Genomic DNA, 17,570 nt, shown 5'->3' on the forward strand with positions numbered 1-17,570 from the left:
TTATTTTAAAAAGTGATGTTGGCACCAAACTGAATTCCCCGTGGTTGTGGTGGAGTGGCTGTATCCAGCCCGTCCAGGTTTTGCCCCGAACTGCCTGAGCTTTCAGGATCAGCACCAGAATATTTGGTTTTGATCCAGAGGTTGGTTCCCAAAGCATACAACCTTACTTTATTTAAGCCTGCCTTAGAAGTCACTGAGTTGGGAAGCGTATAACCTATGCTTGCTGTTTTTAGTCTGATGAAAGAACCATCTTCCAGGTAGCGGCTGTTTTGTTCGATGTTGTAGTTGTTACCTACACTCGTTACCCGCGGTGTATTGGTAATGTCTCCCGGCTTTTGCCACCTGTTGAGCTGACTTGCCAATATAGATCTTGAAGCATCCCTTGTTCCCCCGCCTTCCAATATGTATTTATTGAAGTTGAACACCTTATTGCCGTACTGATAGGAGAAAAACAGGTTTGCGTCAAACCCTTTGTAAGTAAAGCTGTTTGAAAATCCACCAAAGAATTCCGGGATCAGGTTGCCCATCAACTGGCGATCGGCGGTGGTAACAGTAGTTCCCGTAGTGCCATCACCGTGCTGGAATATTGCATCTCCTGTTTGCGGATCTACATATAACTGTTTATACAACCAGAAACTTCCCAGAGGAGCACCTACCTCTGTTCTTCTATATTCCCTTGCTTCGAACGTAATTGGGCTCACCAGCTTCTCGGCCCGGTTTACATTCCGTGCTAAGTTGAAATTGGCAGTCCATTCGAAGTCCTTTGATTTGATGATATTGCCTGTGATACCCAATTCAATACCCTTGTTACTTACCTCTCCGGCATTTGCCAGCGTACTTGAATAACCGGTAGATTGAGGGACTGGCAGGTAAAGCAATGCATCTGTTGTATATTTATAATAAGCATCAAAATTCACAAAGATCCGGTCTTTAAATAAGCCCAGATCGACACCAGCATTATAGGTTGTAGTTCTTTCCCATTTCAGATCAGGGTTTTTGAGTTGTGCCGGAGCAACACCAGGTTTCGGTCCGCTGGTCAGATTATCAGGGTAAGCAGCAGAGCCCAGCCATAAGCCAAGGGCAGCATAATCGTTGATCCCATTCTGATTGCCGGCAGAGCCTGCGCTAAACCTTAGTTTAAGTTCAGAAATGCTTTCATTATCCTTTAGGAAATCCTCCTGCTTCACACGCCATGAGGCTCCAACTCCAGGAAAATAACCCCAGCGGTTATTTGCACCGAATTTAGACGATCCGTCTGCACGCAATACCGCTTCAAAAAAGTACTTGTTGTCAAGTCCATAGTTAAATCTCCCAAAGAAAGAAGCAAGAGTAGATCTCGATCTGCGCTGATCTGCGGTCCTTACCGATGCCGCCGAGATCTGCTGAAATGAGTTGTTTGGAAAGCCCTGCCCTACAGCCTGTGAAATCTGAACGTCGGTAGTCTGAACACTATTTCCTAATAACACCGAGATGTTATGGCGTTTATTGATCGCTTTTGTATAAGCGAGCGTTTGCTCATTCTGAAATATGGTACTAGTGGTGTGTACATCCTTACGATAACCCAGGGGATTTGGTGCTCCACCAATAATGGTCTGGTCGTTAAAAAACTCCCTTTCATCATAAGTGTTGTAGTCCAACCCCACCGAAGATTTCAATTTCAATCCCGGAAGAATATCAAACTCCACCGACTGGTTACCGATGTACCGGATGCTGACCGTAGAGATATTCGTGATATCAGTATTGGTCAGATTATCGATATTCTCGTAGATAGAGCCCCTTGCCGGTGTACCATCAGTGTTCAACAAGGGCAAATAAGTAGGATGATGTAATGCTGCCAGCAAATGCCCGGCCTGCTGCCCTGCGCCACCCCGAATCTGCTGCCTGAATGTGCGGTAAGCACCGTTGCTCGAACTCAGTGTGATCTTATCACTCAGCTTGCTGTCCAGGTTGAGTTTGAAACTTCCTCTCTGGAAATCCGCAGGTTTCAATATGCCTTCCTGATCGGTATAACCTGCTCCGATATTATACCTGATCCTATCGCTCCCACCCTGGATTCCAAAATCGTAATTACTGAGCTGAGCCGTTCTGAATACCCTGCTTAGACGATCATAGGTTTGCTGATCTTCAGGATTTCCTCTGCCTGCCACACCATTGACCACTTCGCTAACCGGACGAAAAGGTCTGTTTGCATAAGTCTGATTCAAGCTGGGCTTATCTATTCCCGAGTTGATCCACTGTTCGTTTACCAGTGCGGCATGTTCCGGACCAGTCGTCAGTTTCCATAACCTGTCCGGATCAGCCTCCTGCCAGCCATGCGATACCTCCAGGTTGTACTTCGTGCGGCCAGAATTATAGGTACCCCGCTTAGTAGTCACGAGAATAACCCCATTAGCACCCCGGGAACCATAAATCGCTATTGCGCTGGCATCTTTTAAAACTTCAATACTTTCTATATCAGCAGGGTTGATGTCTGCCAAAGGCGAAGTTCTTTTGCCACCCAGGTCAAGTGTAGAAAGTGAATTATTATTGACGAATACACCATCGATCACATACAGTGGTTCGTTGCTTGCATTGATGGAAGCTGTACCACGTATCTGTACCTTTACACCCTCACCAGGTGAACCAGAGTAAGTATTGACCTGTACACCTGCTGCTCTCCCCTGCAGTTGAGCATCAAAACTGGCTACCGGTACTCTTTTTGTTTCTGATGCATTGATCTTGGCGATGGAGCCGACCACACTTTTTCTGGTCTGGGTACCGTAGCCAACAATCACGACATCACTTAACTGGCTGGAAAGCTCTTTTAAGCGGATAAGGATCGGACTACCTGTGGCTACCACATCTTTTATCTCGTAAGCGATATGCCTGATTTCAAGCTTATACGGAAACTTTTGTCCGGTTACAAAATCGAAGCGTCCATCGTTACTGGTCTGTACCGAGTGAGTAGTACCGCTAATGTGAATGCTTACACCGGGAATCCCTTGTTTTGTTAAAGAATCAATTACCTGCCCTTTTAAGGTAGAATTGATAATTGGTTGATTTTGAGCGAAAGATCGTTGAGATACCGAGATCAGTATCGTTATACTGCTGCTGAACAGCAATATCATTTTTAATAAGGCATAAGCATATCGCTTACCCTTTTTAAAATTTTGCATAACTTTAAAAAGTTTTAATTATAAAAATTGATGGTTAAAACTGCTGCATTTCAGTAAGTGATTGGCGTTGCATACTGAATGCTTTTAATAAAGGCAGGAATTAGCGTTCCTGTCTTTATTGTTTATTCTAAAAAAATAACAGAAAATGTTATTGCATGAAACAGCAACAACAACAGATGAAGGAATTCATCCCATTAGAAATAACCCGAGCGTGTTCTTTTTTGTGGTGTAGTTTTAATTTCATGTTGAACTAATGTTGGTCATTAGCAAGCAAATGTAAGCGCATTTTTAATAAAAACAAATTAAATCTACTGATTTAGTAGATTATATAATTCACTCACCTGCCGCCTCCCATTTTTTGACACAGCTAAAACGCTTTTTCTTTGCATTAAAGTTGATAATGTTCTATCTTGGACACGCCGAACAATATTCTTTAAAAAAATTAATAAATGAAGAGCCCTATCATTTTATTCTGTCTGCCATTTTTGGCATTGTCAACACTCGCACAAAAAGCGCCTGAAAAAAGCACATCAGGAAATCCGATATTCCAGGGATGGTATGCTGATCCTGAAGCAACCATTTTCGGAAAAGAATATTGGGTATACCCTACCTACTCTGCAAAATATGAAGAGCAGATCTTTATGGATGCTTTCAGTTCAAAAGATCTGGTTACCTGGAAAAAGCATCCGAATATTTTGAATAAGGATAATATCAAATGGGCAAACAAGGCCATGTGGGCACCTTCAATTATAAAAAAAGGCAAGAAATACTACTTGTTTTTTGGCGCTAATGACATTCAAAATGATCAGGAAACAGGTGGTATTGGCGTAGCGGTTTCCGATAAACCTTATGGCCCTTTCAAAGACCATATCGGCAAGCCGCTGATTGACAAATTCCATAATGGAGCACAACCTATAGACCAATATGTTTTTAGAGATAAAGATGGGCAGCACTACCTCTATTATGGCGGCTGGTCTCATTGTAATGTCGTTAAGCTAAGTGATGATTTTAAAAGTATTGTTTCATTCCCAGATGGGACAATGTATAAAGAGGTCACGCCCAAAGGATATGTGGAAGGTCCTTTTATGTTCATCCGCAATGGCAAATACTATTTCATGTGGTCGGAAGGCGGCTGGACGGGACCAAATTATTCGGTAGCTTATGCAATAGCAGACTCGCCTCTGGGACCGTTCAACAGGATTGACAAAATACTGAAACAAGACCCAACAATCGCGACAGGTGCAGGGCATCATTCTGTCATACAAAATCCTAAAACCAAAGACTATTATATTATCTACCATCGCAGGCCATTGGGAGAAACCAATGGAAATCACCGTGCAACCTGCATTGACAAAATGGAATTTGATGAAAATGGGCATATTAAACCAGTAAAGATTACCTTTGAAGGAGTAAAAGCAAATCGGTTATAAAATGTACGATGACAATTCCCATAGCTTAGAAGACAATGCACTTCTGCTTCAGCTAAGTGAGGGGAATAAACATGCCTTCGACATATTATACAACAAGTACTGGAAGCAGGTCTTCAATGCCGCTTACAAAAGACTAAATAACATAGAGCAGGCGCAGGATATTGCCCAGGATGTTTTCGTACAGCTTTGGACCAGAGGATCCAAAACGCAGATAGATAACCTGCCGGCATACCTGATGGTTGCCGCCCGAAACGGGGTATTTAAAAAGATGGAAAAAGAGGCAAAGTATTCTGCTCTGCCTGATGCAGCGGAGCAACTGGAAAGTCCGTTTGGTGGAGCTGATTCCGGAGTGCTCCATCAGGAATTTTTAATTGCCTTTAATGCACTCGTCAATACACTCCCGACACAACAACGCATTATCTTCAAAATGCGTTTCGAAGAAGAACTGAGCAGTCAGCAAATTGCAGATCAATTGGAGCTTTCGCCGAAAACTGTAAGAAATCAATTAGGAAAAGCATTATCTACGCTAAGATCCTCGATGCTTTTAATGCATTTGCTGCTGTTTTTGTATCAAACAAGGTAATCTTTTTGTATGTCACAGTAGTGAATGGTTTTGAGGCTTTCGTCATCCTGAATTTATTTCAGGATCCCGCAAGAGAAAAACTCTATGCATGTCCGGGATCCTGAAATAAATTCAGGATGACGAACGTAAATGAAAAAATTAAAAATATTTTCAATCTGCATGGGCTATTTTAAAAAAACCGACTCATGTATATATAAACCTAACGATGAAAGACAACTACAAACAATATTTTATTGATATTTTAAGAAAATACCGATTGGGAACTGCCTCCCCTGAAGAAGTTACTTTTCTTGAGAAATATTATGATCTCTTCGAATCAAATGAAGATTTAAGTCTTACTGATGAGGATGCCGTCCGCATTAAAGATCTGATAAAAGGCGGTATTGATCAAGAACTTAACTATGCCACAAATAAACCTGCCAACTCCTGGCAATGGATAAAATATGCTGCTGCAGCATCAGTTGTTCTGATGCTTTCTGTTACCCTTTTCCTGATGTTAAATCCGCGAACAAATAATAACCGTCTTACAGCCTCCGCTAACGATGTTGATCCAGGCGGTAACAAAGCAATATTGACACTTGCCAATGGAAAAAAGATCGTTTTGGATGATGCTTCTAAAGGCCAGATCAGTACTCAAACTGGAATTAACATTACAAAAACAGCTGATGGACAGGTTGTGTATAATGTGACAGGAGATGAAAATACAATCAGTGAACCTACCCAAAATACCATTTCTACTCCTAACGGAGGACAGTACACGATAGTCCTGTCAGATGGCACTAAGGTAAAACTGAATGCAGCTTCTTCCCTGACCTTTCCAAATTCCTTTATGAAATCAGATCGGGTCGTTGAGTTAAAAGGAGAAGCTTATTTTGAAGTAGCCAAACAAACAGGCAAACGCTTTCAGGTACTTTCCGAAGGACAAACTGTTGAGGTATTAGGCACGCATTTTAACATAAATGCCTACACCAATGAGGAAAAGATCAAGACTACACTGCTCGAAGGATCAGTTAAGGTATTACTGGGTCAGAACAATATGATGATCAGTCCGGGACAGCAGGTTCTTGCCGACAGGACCAGTACTTCATTATCGAAAAAAGATATAGATCCGGAAAAAGAAGTTGCATGGATTAACGATCAGTTTTTCTTCGACAATGACAATCTGAAATCAGTAATGCGCGAAGTCTCCAGATGGTATGATGTAGATATTGTTTATACAGGCTACATACCCGACAAAAAATTCTTTGGCGGCATACCCAGAAGCAGCAAATTATCTGAAGTATTTAAAATACTTGAGCTCAACAATGTACACTTTGAAATAAAAGGTAAAACCGTTAAGGTTTCCTATTCTGGCACCCCTTAAAGCAAATCGTCCCACATCAACATAACCAACTAACCGATTTTTAACCAAAAACCTTTATCTGATGATCAGAAACTTACTCATTTGCTAGGAACCACAAAAGAAAAAGCCGAAAGTATCTCACTACTTCCGGCTTAAAAAAAATGTCAGCAGCCAGATTTGAAGCCCCGGCTGCAATTGTTCACTTTATTCTATTCCAAAAGTATGAAATTAACTTTTCTTTACAACCCCGTGTGCACAATGCGGAGGGTAAAGTACAAACTATTTATAGTGATGAAATTAGTTGCTATTTTATTACTGATCGGCACCATGCATTTGTCTGCCGCAAGTTATTCGCAAAACGTCAATATATCCAGGAAGAACACAAGCCTGGAAACGGTTTTCAATGACATCAAAAAACAAACCGGCTACCTGTTCTTTTACAGTGGCGATGTAAACATTAATACACAAAAGATTAATGTAGAATTGAAGAACATAGGTCTGGAAGAGGCACTAAAGGCAACTTTAGAACAAATGAACCTCACGTTCAACATCGTCAACAAGACCATTGTCATCAGGAACGTGCCAAACAACTCCGGCAGTCCAGCTAAGTTTGCCCAGATCTCTGGAAAGGTTACGGATGCCAAGACGGGAGAAATCATCCCGGGAGTATCCATTTATCTGAAAGCCGACAAGAATATCAGGGCCCAAAGTAATGACCGCGGTGAATACACCATAAATGCCATTTCAGAAGATGTGATTGTGTTTGCGTATGTGGGTTACAAAACCAAAGAAGTAAAGGTTGGGAATAATAAAACCATTAACGTAAGCCTCGAAGAAGAGGTAAACCAGATGACTGATGTCATCATTACAGGTTACCAGACCATCAAAAAGGAAAGCTATACAGGTACGGCCATTACCATGACCGGAGCGGATCTGAAGAAAATCAATCCTCAAAACCTACTGTCTAGCATTGGTGCTTTTGATCCCTCTTTTAAACTGCAGCAGAATAACCTTGCAGGATCAAACCCCAACCGTATCCCGAACATCAATGTAAGGGGTTCATCTGCACTACCAAGCGGAGACGGAGAAGTATTAAGGAGAGATGATTTTACGAGCGGGGTAAATATGCCGGTGTTTATCCTGGATGGATACGAGGTAAACGTACAAAAGATATTTGACCTTGACATCAACAGGGTAGAAACGGCCACCCTGCTAAAAGATGCGGCGGCGACAGCCATCTATGGTTCACGTGCGGCAAACGGCGTTTTGGTAGTCACCACAAGGGCACCAAGAGAAGGTAAACTACGTGTAGATTACAACTACGAGCTCAATGTAACGGGTGCGGACCTGTCCGACTACCAGGTGTTGAATGCAAAAGAAAAAATGGAATACGAGCTAATGGCCGGACTTTATGATGGTAGTAAACAAAGTATGTCCCAGGATCTGCTGAATGAACTCTATTACCACAGGTATGCAAATGTTGTTGGAGGTGTAAACACTTACTGGTTGTCACAACCGGTACGCACTACTGCAGGCCAGAAGCATTCCGTAAGTCTTGACGGTGGTTCCAATGCATTCCGTTATGGAGTGGATGTCCGCTACCAGACCCGTCCGGGTGTCATGAAAGGTTCTTCCAGGGATCAGTACTCAGGGGGTATGAACTTCATGTACAACCTGAATAAGTTTCAGTTCAGAAATGACCTGTCTATAGCCCAGGTGACGGGAACGGAATCTCCATATGGCGACTTCAAAAACTATGTAAGGATGAATCCTTACTTCCCAATGCAGGATGCTTACGGAAGATATCCGCAGGTGATAGATACATGGGAAAAACAGGACAGGTCCAGAACCCTGGTATTTAATCCGCTTTTCGACGCCCAGTTGAGCAGCTTCAACAAATCAGCTTATACCGAGATCATTGACAACCTTTCTGCGGAGCTTGAGCTGGTAAAAGACCTGAAACTAAGGGCACAAATGAGTTTGACCAGCCGTTCGAACAACGACGACATCTTCACCTCACCGCTTGCCAATAAATTTTATGAGTATACCACCGATAAAGCAGATGAGAAAGGTGAGTATTTTAACGGTCAGCGAAAAGAGCTGATCTGGGATGGTACCTTAAGAATGACCTGGCTGAAACAGATTGGCGGGAGCTATATCAACTTCGTTGGCGGTGTGAACGTGAGAAGTGAAATGAAAGATTCCAAAGACTTTACAGCCATTGGTTTTGCAAACGACAGGTTTACCAGTATTGGCTTTGCCAAGGGATATGCTGAAGATGGAAAGCCCAGCAGTAAAAAAGAAGAAACCAGGTTATTCGGATCCTTCCTGAGTGCCAACTATTCATTCAAAAATAAATACCTGCTGGACGCTACGGTAAGGGTTGATGGCTCCTCGAGATTTGGAGTAGACAATAAACTGGCGCCTTTCTGGTCATTGGGATTAGGCTGGAACCTGCACAACGAACCATTCCTGCAAGGCAATAACGTGATTAGCCAATTGCGCTTAAGGGCTTCTACAGGACTGACCGGTTCCGTTGAGTTCTCCCCTTACCTGTCCAGGACTACCTATAAATACAACACCGGTAACTGGTATTCATCCGGTATTGGTGCTATCGTAGATAACTACGGCAATGAAAACCTTTCCTGGCAGAAGACAAGGATGACAGACATCAGTATTGATCTTGGTTTGTTTAAAGATCGCCTGACCATTACTCCAAAAGTATATAGAAAATTCACCAAAGATATCCTTGCTGATGTTACCCTTCCTCCTTCAACAGGGTTTCTTTCCTACAAAGAAAACCTTGGGGATATGGAAAACAGAGGCGCCGAGCTGAACCTAAGGTGGGAAGCCATCCGCAGCAAAGGACTGAATGTAAGCTTCTTCGGTAATTTTGTAACCAACAGAAACAAAATCCTGAGAATTTCCAATGCCCTTAAGAAATACGAAGACAAGGCAAATGACCTGCAATCAGAGAAACCAGAAGACGGCGGGTTCAGAGGTATACCATTGTTGAGGTACAGAGAAGGCCAGTCGATCAATACCATTTATGGAGTACCTTCTTTAGGTATAGATCCGGAAAACGGCCGTGAACTATACGTAAAGCGTGACGGCACCCTGAGCTACGAATATGACAAGAGAGATATCGTGCCTATCGGAAATGCAGATTCTAAGCTGGACGGTTCTTTCGGAACCAATATCTACTACAAGCGTTTCAACCTGTCGGCCAACTTCAGAACCTATTTTGGAGGCGATATGTACAACCTCACGCTTGTAGAAAGAGTAGAAAATGCCGATCCTAAATATAATGTAGACAGAAGGGTGTTTGAAGAGAAATGGAAACAATCCGGAGACCAGAGTTTTTACAAGAACATTACTGATATAGGAACAACGGAGGTCAACTCCAGATTTATCCAGAAAGACAATATGCTGAACCTGGAGACACTGGCTTTGTCTTACGATCTGGATCAGAAATATGCAAAACGACTTTTCATGACTAACCTGACCTTCACCCTCACCGCAAATGATGTGTTGCGCTGGTCATCCGTGAAACAAGAAAGAGGAATTGATTATCCTTTTGCCAGAAGTATCACATTTGGTTTAAGAGCAGGATTTTAGGAATGATTAAAGATATTTTAAAATATAAAAATATGAACAAGAAGTTATTAATCGGATTGTTTTTGCTTACAGGATTGTTCTCCTCCTGCAAAAAATGGCTGGAACTGCAGCCCGAATCAGAGATTGCCGCTCCGGTATTGTTCTCTACCGAAAACGGCTTTATGGATGCCATCAACGGGATATACAACCGTGCTAATGTATCCGAACTTTATGGTGCTGAACTAACCTTCGGCACAACTGAAGCCCTGGCGCAGAATTATTCTATGCGTGAAGATCTGCAGGACTACAGACAGACTACCCTGTACAATTATAAACACGGGAAGTTTATAGAAAGAAAGGATAAAATATGGGCAGGCTTATACAGTGCCATTGTAAACTGCAACCTGGTACTAAAAAATGTGGATGAGAAAAAGAACATCTTCACAGGAGCAAATTACGAGATTGTGAAAGGTGAAGCACTTGCACTACGGGCATATTTCCATTTTGACCTGCTGCGTCTGTTTGCCCCTTCATATCTCAGTAATCCTACCGCACAGGGTATACCGTATGCTTCAAGATATACCAAGGACCCGACACCGATGAGTAATGTTTCTGAAACCATTACGCTGATCCTTAAAGACCTGGAAGAAGCCAAGCGATTGCTGACAAGAGATCCCATCCGCAGCGCAGGTTACAAAGTAGGATACCCTACTGTAACAGATACTACGATTACTACAGAATTGAATTCTCCATCTCTATTTCTGCAGAACAGAAGGCACCGTCTTAACTACTATGCAGTTTGCGGCACGCTGGCCAGGGTATATCTTTATAAAAACGACAAGGCCAATGCACTGACCAACGCAAAAGAAGTGATCGATGCTAAAAAGTTCCCATGGACACTAAGCACTGATTTTGGCGCATTTGATGAGGCAAAAAAAGACCGCATCCTTTATAAAGAGTTGGTATTTGGCTGGTACATCTCCGGAATGGCAAAAGACATTAAAGACTGGTGGTTTCGCACCGGCACCTATGGCTTTCATCTCATTGAGGATGCTGCAGATTTCATCTATGAAAAGCAAACTGCCGGATCAATGGACTCACGCTATAAATATTTCCTTTCCAAAAATTCTGTGCAGGGAAATTCTCCATTTTTTGAGATCTTAAAGTACCGCAGGAATCCATTGAGTGAGACCGCAACAGCAAATCTGCATTACCTGATGGCACCTGCCATTCGTCTGAGCGAAATGTATTACATCGCTGCAGAAGCTACTTACCCAACAGATCCTGCGAAAGCTTATGACTATCTGAACCAGGTGCGTTCGGCACGCGACATCGGCGATAAACTTCCGGTGAGCAACCAACAGGAAGATTTCCTGAAGGAACTGATTAAGGACACAAGAAAAGAGACACTGGCTGAAGGACAGTTGTTTTATATGTACAAGCGACTAAACAGAGGCATTGTAGGGCAAACAGGAACAATTATCCCAGCATCGAACAATATTTTCGTCCTGCCCTTACCGAACGACGAATTGGTTTACGGAGGCAGATAAACAATGTTATATTTTAAAAAAGAAATTATGAAACCATATATCATCATATTGCTTGCAGTGATTTCCCTCGCTTCCTGTAAAAAGGCAGAGGAGATGAAATTTGACCATGCAGCCAATGTCTATTTTGACCTCAGGGATGGAGACCGTGACAGCATTGTAAGGACTTTTGCTTACACACCTACCATCCCACAAGATACCGTATGGCTGGCAGCACGCCTTTCCGGCATCCGGACAGATGTAGCCAGGACATTTACTGCAAGAATTGAGACCGACAGCTCTACCGCTAAGTCAGGATTACATTACGAAGCACTGAAACCAAGCTACAGCATACCAGCTGGAAAAGGCGTTGGCTATATCCCCCTGGTGATCTACAACAAAGACAAAGAACTGGAAAACCGCGCTGTGTCTATAATCGTAAAACTGAACGGCACCAGCGATCTTGGGATTGAAAACCCATACATCATCAGGGCCAAAGTAGTATTCTCTGCAAAACTGGAAAAACCGCACTGGTGGGATACCTGGCCATTGCCGCCTTACTCGAGAACTAAGCATGAACTGTTTATCCTCGTTACCGGGCAGACTTCTATGTCGACAGACGGACTTGATGCACCTAAAAACCTCTATTATGTAGGATTATTGAGCACTATGCTGAACAATCCGTTTAACTGGGTAGCCAGAAATCCGCTGAAAAAATATGTTTTAGAAGAAGTAACCGCAGGAAATACAGACTATTATTTCTACAACACCAACAATCCTGCAAAGAAAACTTTGCTGAGGAAGAACACACAGAATGGTAAATATTATTTTATAGACGAAAACGGCAATGAAGTCATTTAACAAAATAAACATAGCTATCAGAAAACTACTGGCACTGGCAGTACTTGTAGTTTCCCTCTCCGCCTGTCATAAAGACCTGGGCGACTACGACATCAACATGCCTGTAGAGCCACAGGTGACCGCTCTGGATACACTATATACCGCAACGGTAGGCGACAGTCTGAAGATAGATCCAAAAGTAAAAGGCCCTGCAGGCGCACAGCTGGAACTTTCCTGGAAAATCAGTGTGATGGAAGGGAACGATGTAACCTACGTAGGCCCCGTGATGAAAATCATCTTCGGATTGCAGGCACAACGATATTCGGCACTCCTGACCGTGTATAACAAAACCAACGGGATGAAATACTTCCATAAGTTTATGGTGCAGGGTGCTACGGAATTCAATGCCGGAACCAGTATACTTAGTGTTGAAAATGGAATTACACAATTCTCTTTCCTGAAACCCGACGGTACGCTCCAAGCACGCCTTTACAAGGCTATGCAAGGTAAAGATCTACCCCCTAACCCTACCAATCTGTTCCTCCTGAGAAATAAAAACACGGGCGGAACATTACTAGGGTATTGGATCATCACCAAAAATGCCGGCATCAGGTTACAATCCAATACCATGATGGAAGAAGAAAAATACCCTCAGACCTTAAAAGACAATTTCTTTACCCCACCGGATAATCTGGAGGTAGGCTCCGTATTTGCACATTCTCAGGGGGTAATGATGGGCGTGATCAATGGTAAGTTCTATGGTGGTACTACGAGTACCTGGGATCAGGCGGCTACATACGGCATGTTTGGTTTGCCGGCAGAAGGCGATTATGAACTTGCGCCTTCATTTGCAATGGCAGAAACTGGTCCGGGCACCTATTTTATTGTGTTTGATAAAAATAAAAGACAGTTCCAAAGGATCAATCTATACGGTGCCCCTGCTTACTTCGGAACGCAGTACTCCGTAAGCAGCACAACCATATTCGATCCTATGAATGTAGGCATGGACCTGGTAAAACTGATCCAGTTGAACAATGCCGACTGTTTCGCCTATATGAAACAAACAGACGGTAAGATCTACGAGCTGAAATTCAACGTGCAGTTTACCGGGCCTTTTACATTTACCCCGCAGCACAAGCGTGAGTTTATCCGTCAGGACCTGATCACGGCCGACACCAAATGGCAGGGCGCTAAAAATGGGGTAATCTATATTGCCTCAGGCAGCAAAGTGGTTATTTACAACCCTATTAATCAGGAAGTAAGGGATATCACTACAAATTTTGGAGGTAAGCCCATCACAATGCTGAAACTCTCCGAAGATGAGAAAACGTTAATGGTGGGAACCGAGGGAACCATTTGGTTTACCAATATCAACACCGGTGAATATGGTTCATTTATTAAAAAAATTGAAGGTATCCCGGGGAACCCTATGGATATGGCAATCAGATAAACAACACACATATGAAATTGAAATTCTTAATACTTGCTGCACTTTCGCCAATCGTTGCAGTTGCTCAAAAACCCAATTTTACCATTAGTGGTAAAATTGGGAACTTAAACAAACCCGCAAAGATCTACCTGGATTACGGTTCTGATGGCAGCGGCAAATCAGATTCTTGCGAACTGGTAAACGGCACTTTCAAATTTACCGGATACATTGCAAACATTGCTTCCGGCCGGATGACGCTCTCACGTGAGGGCATCAGAGATAAGGAGATCTATGGCTCCGGTGGTTTGGGCGATGTCATTTATCCAAGCTTTGGAAAAGAAAACATCCAGATTAACTCTGCTGATTCCCTCTACAATGCGAAATGGACAGGCTCTAAAGTTTATGATGAATCTATCGCTTTTATAAAAGCCGTTGGTCCGCCCGTAATGACCATACACCACAATGCTAATTTTATACTAAGTCATGCCAGTCCCGAGCAAAAAAAGGACACCTTGTTTTTTAAGGCACTGGATAAACAGGTAAACGATATGCAGGCTTCTAGAAGGGCAAAGATTTTGGAATTCGCCGGTAAAAACCCTAACTCCTACTTTGCGATGCACAGTCTACCTGAAGCGAATTACCGCAACAAGCCAGAGGTGATTCTTGAAGTATTCAACAAAATGAGTGAGAAACTGCGTTTGTCGTATGATGGACAAAGCTTATATAAACTACTCAATGCAGACAAAGTCACTGCGCTTGGTTCAGTTGCGCCTAATTTCACACAAAAAGACCCTAATGGAAAAGCGGTATCGTTATCAGACTATAAAGGCAAATACGTGCTGGTAGAATTCTGGGCCAGTTGGTGTTCACCTTGCCGTGCAGAAAGCCCCAACCTGTTGAAGCAATATGCTGCTTACAAAGACAAAGGCTTTGAAATTCTGGGTGTTTCAGTAGATAGTGATAAGGCTAAGTGGTTGGAAGCGATCAAGAAAGATGGACTGACCTGGACGCAGGTATCTGACCTGAAAGGCTGGGAAAGTGAAGCCCGTAAAGTTTACGGCATATCTGGTGTACCAGCTAATTTTCTGATCAGCCCTGATGGTAAAATTATTGGCGCTCACCTGATGGGAGAAGTACTGAATAAGAAACTGAACGAATTGTTGAACTAACGACTCAGATTAAAAGTGGTGTATCATTAACCTTCGTCATCCTGAATTTATTTCAGGATCCCGGAATAGAAAGACTTTTTATGAAGGTGCGGGGTCCTGAAATAAATTCAGGATGACGATGAGCATAAAAATGGCAAGATTTAAGTTAATGATACACCCTCTTTATTTCAATACATTATTTTCAATCTTGCCTTTCAGGATTTCCAGTATCCCCTCATTCTCTACAATCCACATTCCCATTCGCTCATCAGTAATCCCCTTTTTCAACTGATAACTAAAAATCGGCTGGCCATCTACCATTGTTGTTTCCAGGAAACTGAAATTGATATTGGCGTTCTGCTCCAGCTCTTTTGCTACTTCAGTGATGTGAGTCGACACGACAAAGAAACTGTCCCTGATCTTAGAAAAAGCATCGATAATCGAAAGTGAAGCATCGTATGCATCCTTTACATTGGTACCCCGGAACAATTCATCAAAAACAACTACCATACTTTTTGAAGCGCTGATCTTCTCAGCCACATGTTTTACCCGCCTTACTTCATTGTAAAAGTGGCTATATCCTTCATTTAGGTTATCTGATAAATTAATGGTGGTGATCAAACCATCAAATACACTAAACTCCATGTACCGGGCAGGCACTGGGAATCCCAAATGTGCCAAATACACAGAAACAGCGATGGATTTGAGGAAAGTCGACTTGCCTGCCATATTTACCCCCGTGACAAAACACACGTTCTGATCCAGCGAAAATTCCACATCATTGGCTACTACATCATCTACAAACAGATGAAATACACCTTGCATTTTGATGAGACGCTGTTTATCCCTGTTCAAAACCGGATAGCTCAAGCCATGTGTATTTGCGGCCTTTACGACAGAGAGGTAAGCATCCAGCTGATACACCAGTTCCAGTAGCCCCTTGATTTTCTTCAATAAGGTCTTTCTGATGAGGAAGTCACACTTAGCCAGTTCGGCAATGTTTAATATTCGGGGCCGGGTGTTCAAGCCGGATTTTATATCAGGTATTGCCGTTATTTCCAAAACAGCAGTTTTTATATTCAAAAGGAGTTCAGGAAGACCATCGTCATTTAAGCATTGCGAAAACTCATGCAATACTTTTATCAGGTCTAAAATCCCATGAATGCCACGCAGTTTATTATAGCTCTCCTGTGTAAGCCCGGTGAAGTTGTTCACGCTATCTTTCACCACCCGGAACTTACTGAAAGGTTTAGGTTCCGTTCTCTGGTTTAAGAAGAATTCAATGAAATCTATGGATTCCTTATCAAAATCCATTTCGATAGCTTCTTCCTGCAAAAAGGCGATTAACTGTTTTCTGTGGGCAATGAGTTCGACATCAATCAAGGGATTTTCAAAAATGATCCTTAGTTTTTCCAGTCCACCCAATGTTGTGGTGAAGTTGAATGTAGAAAATACGCTCCTATCGCGTTTTCCTTTTCCAAAAATCTGAAGGTCATTTAATGTCTGCGCATCAACATCGAATCTTTCCATCGACTGTCAATTAACTCCAGATGCCATTTACTGAAGTCAATATCATTGGCTGCCCGTCGGTAACCACAATGGTATGTTCATGCTGAGCTACAAAGCCACCTTTGTTGCCTATTAATGTCCAGCCGTCCTCCTGCTGATCAGCATAAGTGGAGTTAGTCGCGATAAAGGTCTCTATGGCCACTACAGAATTCTTTTTGAAACGGCCGGTATTGTACCTATCGTAACAGTTTAGTATTTCATGAGGTTCTTCGTGCAAGCTCCTGCCTACACCATGTCCTGCAAGGTTTTTAATTACTTTATATCCTGATTTCTTGGCTTCAGTCTCTATTAACCTACCTATTTCAGCGATCTTAACTCCCCCTTTGATTTGCGCTATGGCTTTCTTAAGAATCTGTTTCGATGCATCTACCAGCGGCTGAAGCTGATTAATATCTTCCCCCAAAATGAAAGAACCTCCATTATCTGCCCAAAAGCCATTCAGTTCTGCAGATACGTCAATATTGATCAGATCACCTTCTTTCAGAACTTTATTTTCAGCTGGGATACCATGTGCTACCTCGTTATTTACGCTGATGCAGGTCCAGCCCGGAAAGTCGTAAGTCAGCCTTGGTGCAGATTTGGCTCCCATTGCATTCAGCAGCTTGCCGCCAAAATCATCCAGTTCCTTAGTGGTCATACCCGGAGCAGCATGTTCGCGCATTTGTTTCAATGTTTCCGCAACGGCATTGCTGATTTGCTGCATTCCTAAAAGTTCTTCCTGTGATGTGATTGACATAAGCTTGGTGATTTATGTAAATATAGCGAAACACGCTTAAATCTGCTTCCTTATTCAACAAAGTGTAGAGAGATTCTACAATATTTTTACACACTCAAAAACATAAACCACTAATAATCAAAGTAGTGCCAAAAACTTCAAGGTTTGGTATCATTATGAAGCATACACTAAACACAATTAACATGAATTTTTAACTGAAACATTAAAATAAGTAT

Annotated in this window: 11 protein-coding genes; 8 read left to right on the forward strand and 3 right to left on the reverse strand. The window is 42.5% G+C overall.

The genetic code is table 11. The features are described 5' to 3' along the window. Positions 1-5: 5 nt before the first annotated feature. A complete protein-coding gene (locus R2Q78_RS20405; RefSeq protein WP_316794410.1) occupies positions 6-3,155 on the reverse strand; it encodes a TonB-dependent receptor in 3,150 nt (1,049 codons plus the stop codon). Positions 3,156-3,604: 449 nt separating this feature from the next. Here R2Q78_RS20405 and R2Q78_RS20410 point away from each other — a divergent pair, with 449 nt between their 5' ends. From R2Q78_RS20410 to R2Q78_RS20445, 8 genes are all read left to right on the forward strand, one after another. After that, the gene (locus R2Q78_RS20410) at positions 3,605-4,585 is read left to right on the forward strand and encodes a glycoside hydrolase family 43 protein (RefSeq protein ID WP_316794411.1); all 981 of its coding nucleotides are present in this window, start codon (positions 3,605-3,607) and stop codon (positions 4,583-4,585) included. A gap of 1 nt (position 4,586) precedes the next feature. Continuing rightward, a complete protein-coding gene (locus R2Q78_RS20415) occupies positions 4,587-5,168 on the forward strand; it encodes an RNA polymerase sigma factor (protein ID WP_316794412.1) in 582 nt (193 codons plus the stop codon). A gap of 205 nt (positions 5,169-5,373) precedes the next feature. After that, positions 5,374-6,531 (forward strand): FecR family protein, encoded by a 1,158-nt coding sequence (locus R2Q78_RS20420; RefSeq protein WP_316794413.1) that lies wholly within the window; start codon positions 5,374-5,376, stop codon positions 6,529-6,531. Positions 6,532-6,801: 270 nt separating this feature from the next. Beyond that, entirely contained in the window at positions 6,802-10,128 is a 3,327-nt protein-coding gene (locus R2Q78_RS20425; protein WP_316794414.1) for a SusC/RagA family TonB-linked outer membrane protein, read from the forward strand. A gap of 32 nt (positions 10,129-10,160) precedes the next feature. Beyond that, the gene (locus tag R2Q78_RS20430; RefSeq protein WP_316794415.1) at positions 10,161-11,657 is read left to right on the forward strand and encodes a RagB/SusD family nutrient uptake outer membrane protein; all 1,497 of its coding nucleotides are present in this window, start codon (positions 10,161-10,163) and stop codon (positions 11,655-11,657) included. Positions 11,658-11,684: 27 nt separating this feature from the next. Next, positions 11,685-12,494: a DUF4843 domain-containing protein gene (locus R2Q78_RS20435; RefSeq protein WP_316794416.1), complete on the forward strand. Its 810-nt coding sequence runs from the start codon at positions 11,685-11,687 to the stop codon at positions 12,492-12,494. Further along, positions 12,481-13,923 carry a PKD-like family lipoprotein gene (locus tag R2Q78_RS20440; protein ID WP_316794417.1) on the forward strand — a complete coding sequence of 481 codons (1,443 nt, stop codon included), beginning with the start codon at positions 12,481-12,483 and terminating at the stop codon, positions 13,921-13,923. The genes R2Q78_RS20435 and R2Q78_RS20440 overlap by 14 nt, the downstream gene beginning before the upstream one ends. 11 nt (positions 13,924-13,934) lie before the next feature. Beyond that, positions 13,935-15,071, forward strand: a complete 1,137-nt coding sequence (locus R2Q78_RS20445; RefSeq protein WP_316794418.1) for a TlpA disulfide reductase family protein — start codon at positions 13,935-13,937, stop codon at positions 15,069-15,071. 162 nt (positions 15,072-15,233) lie between these two features. Here R2Q78_RS20445 and R2Q78_RS20450 read toward each other — a convergent pair whose 3' ends face one another. Beyond that, entirely contained in the window at positions 15,234-16,580 is a 1,347-nt protein-coding gene (locus R2Q78_RS20450) for a MutS-related protein (RefSeq protein WP_316794419.1), read from the reverse strand. 10 nt (positions 16,581-16,590) lie between these two features. Beyond that, positions 16,591-17,355 carry a type I methionyl aminopeptidase gene (gene map, locus R2Q78_RS20455; protein WP_316794420.1) on the reverse strand — a complete coding sequence of 255 codons (765 nt, stop codon included), beginning with the start codon at positions 17,353-17,355 and terminating at the stop codon, positions 16,591-16,593. Positions 17,356-17,570: the final 215 nt, after the last annotated feature.

The sequence above is a fragment of the Pedobacter frigoris genome, assembly GCF_032678645.1.
GTDB lineage: Bacteria > Bacteroidota > Bacteroidia > Sphingobacteriales > Sphingobacteriaceae > Pedobacter > Pedobacter frigoris_A.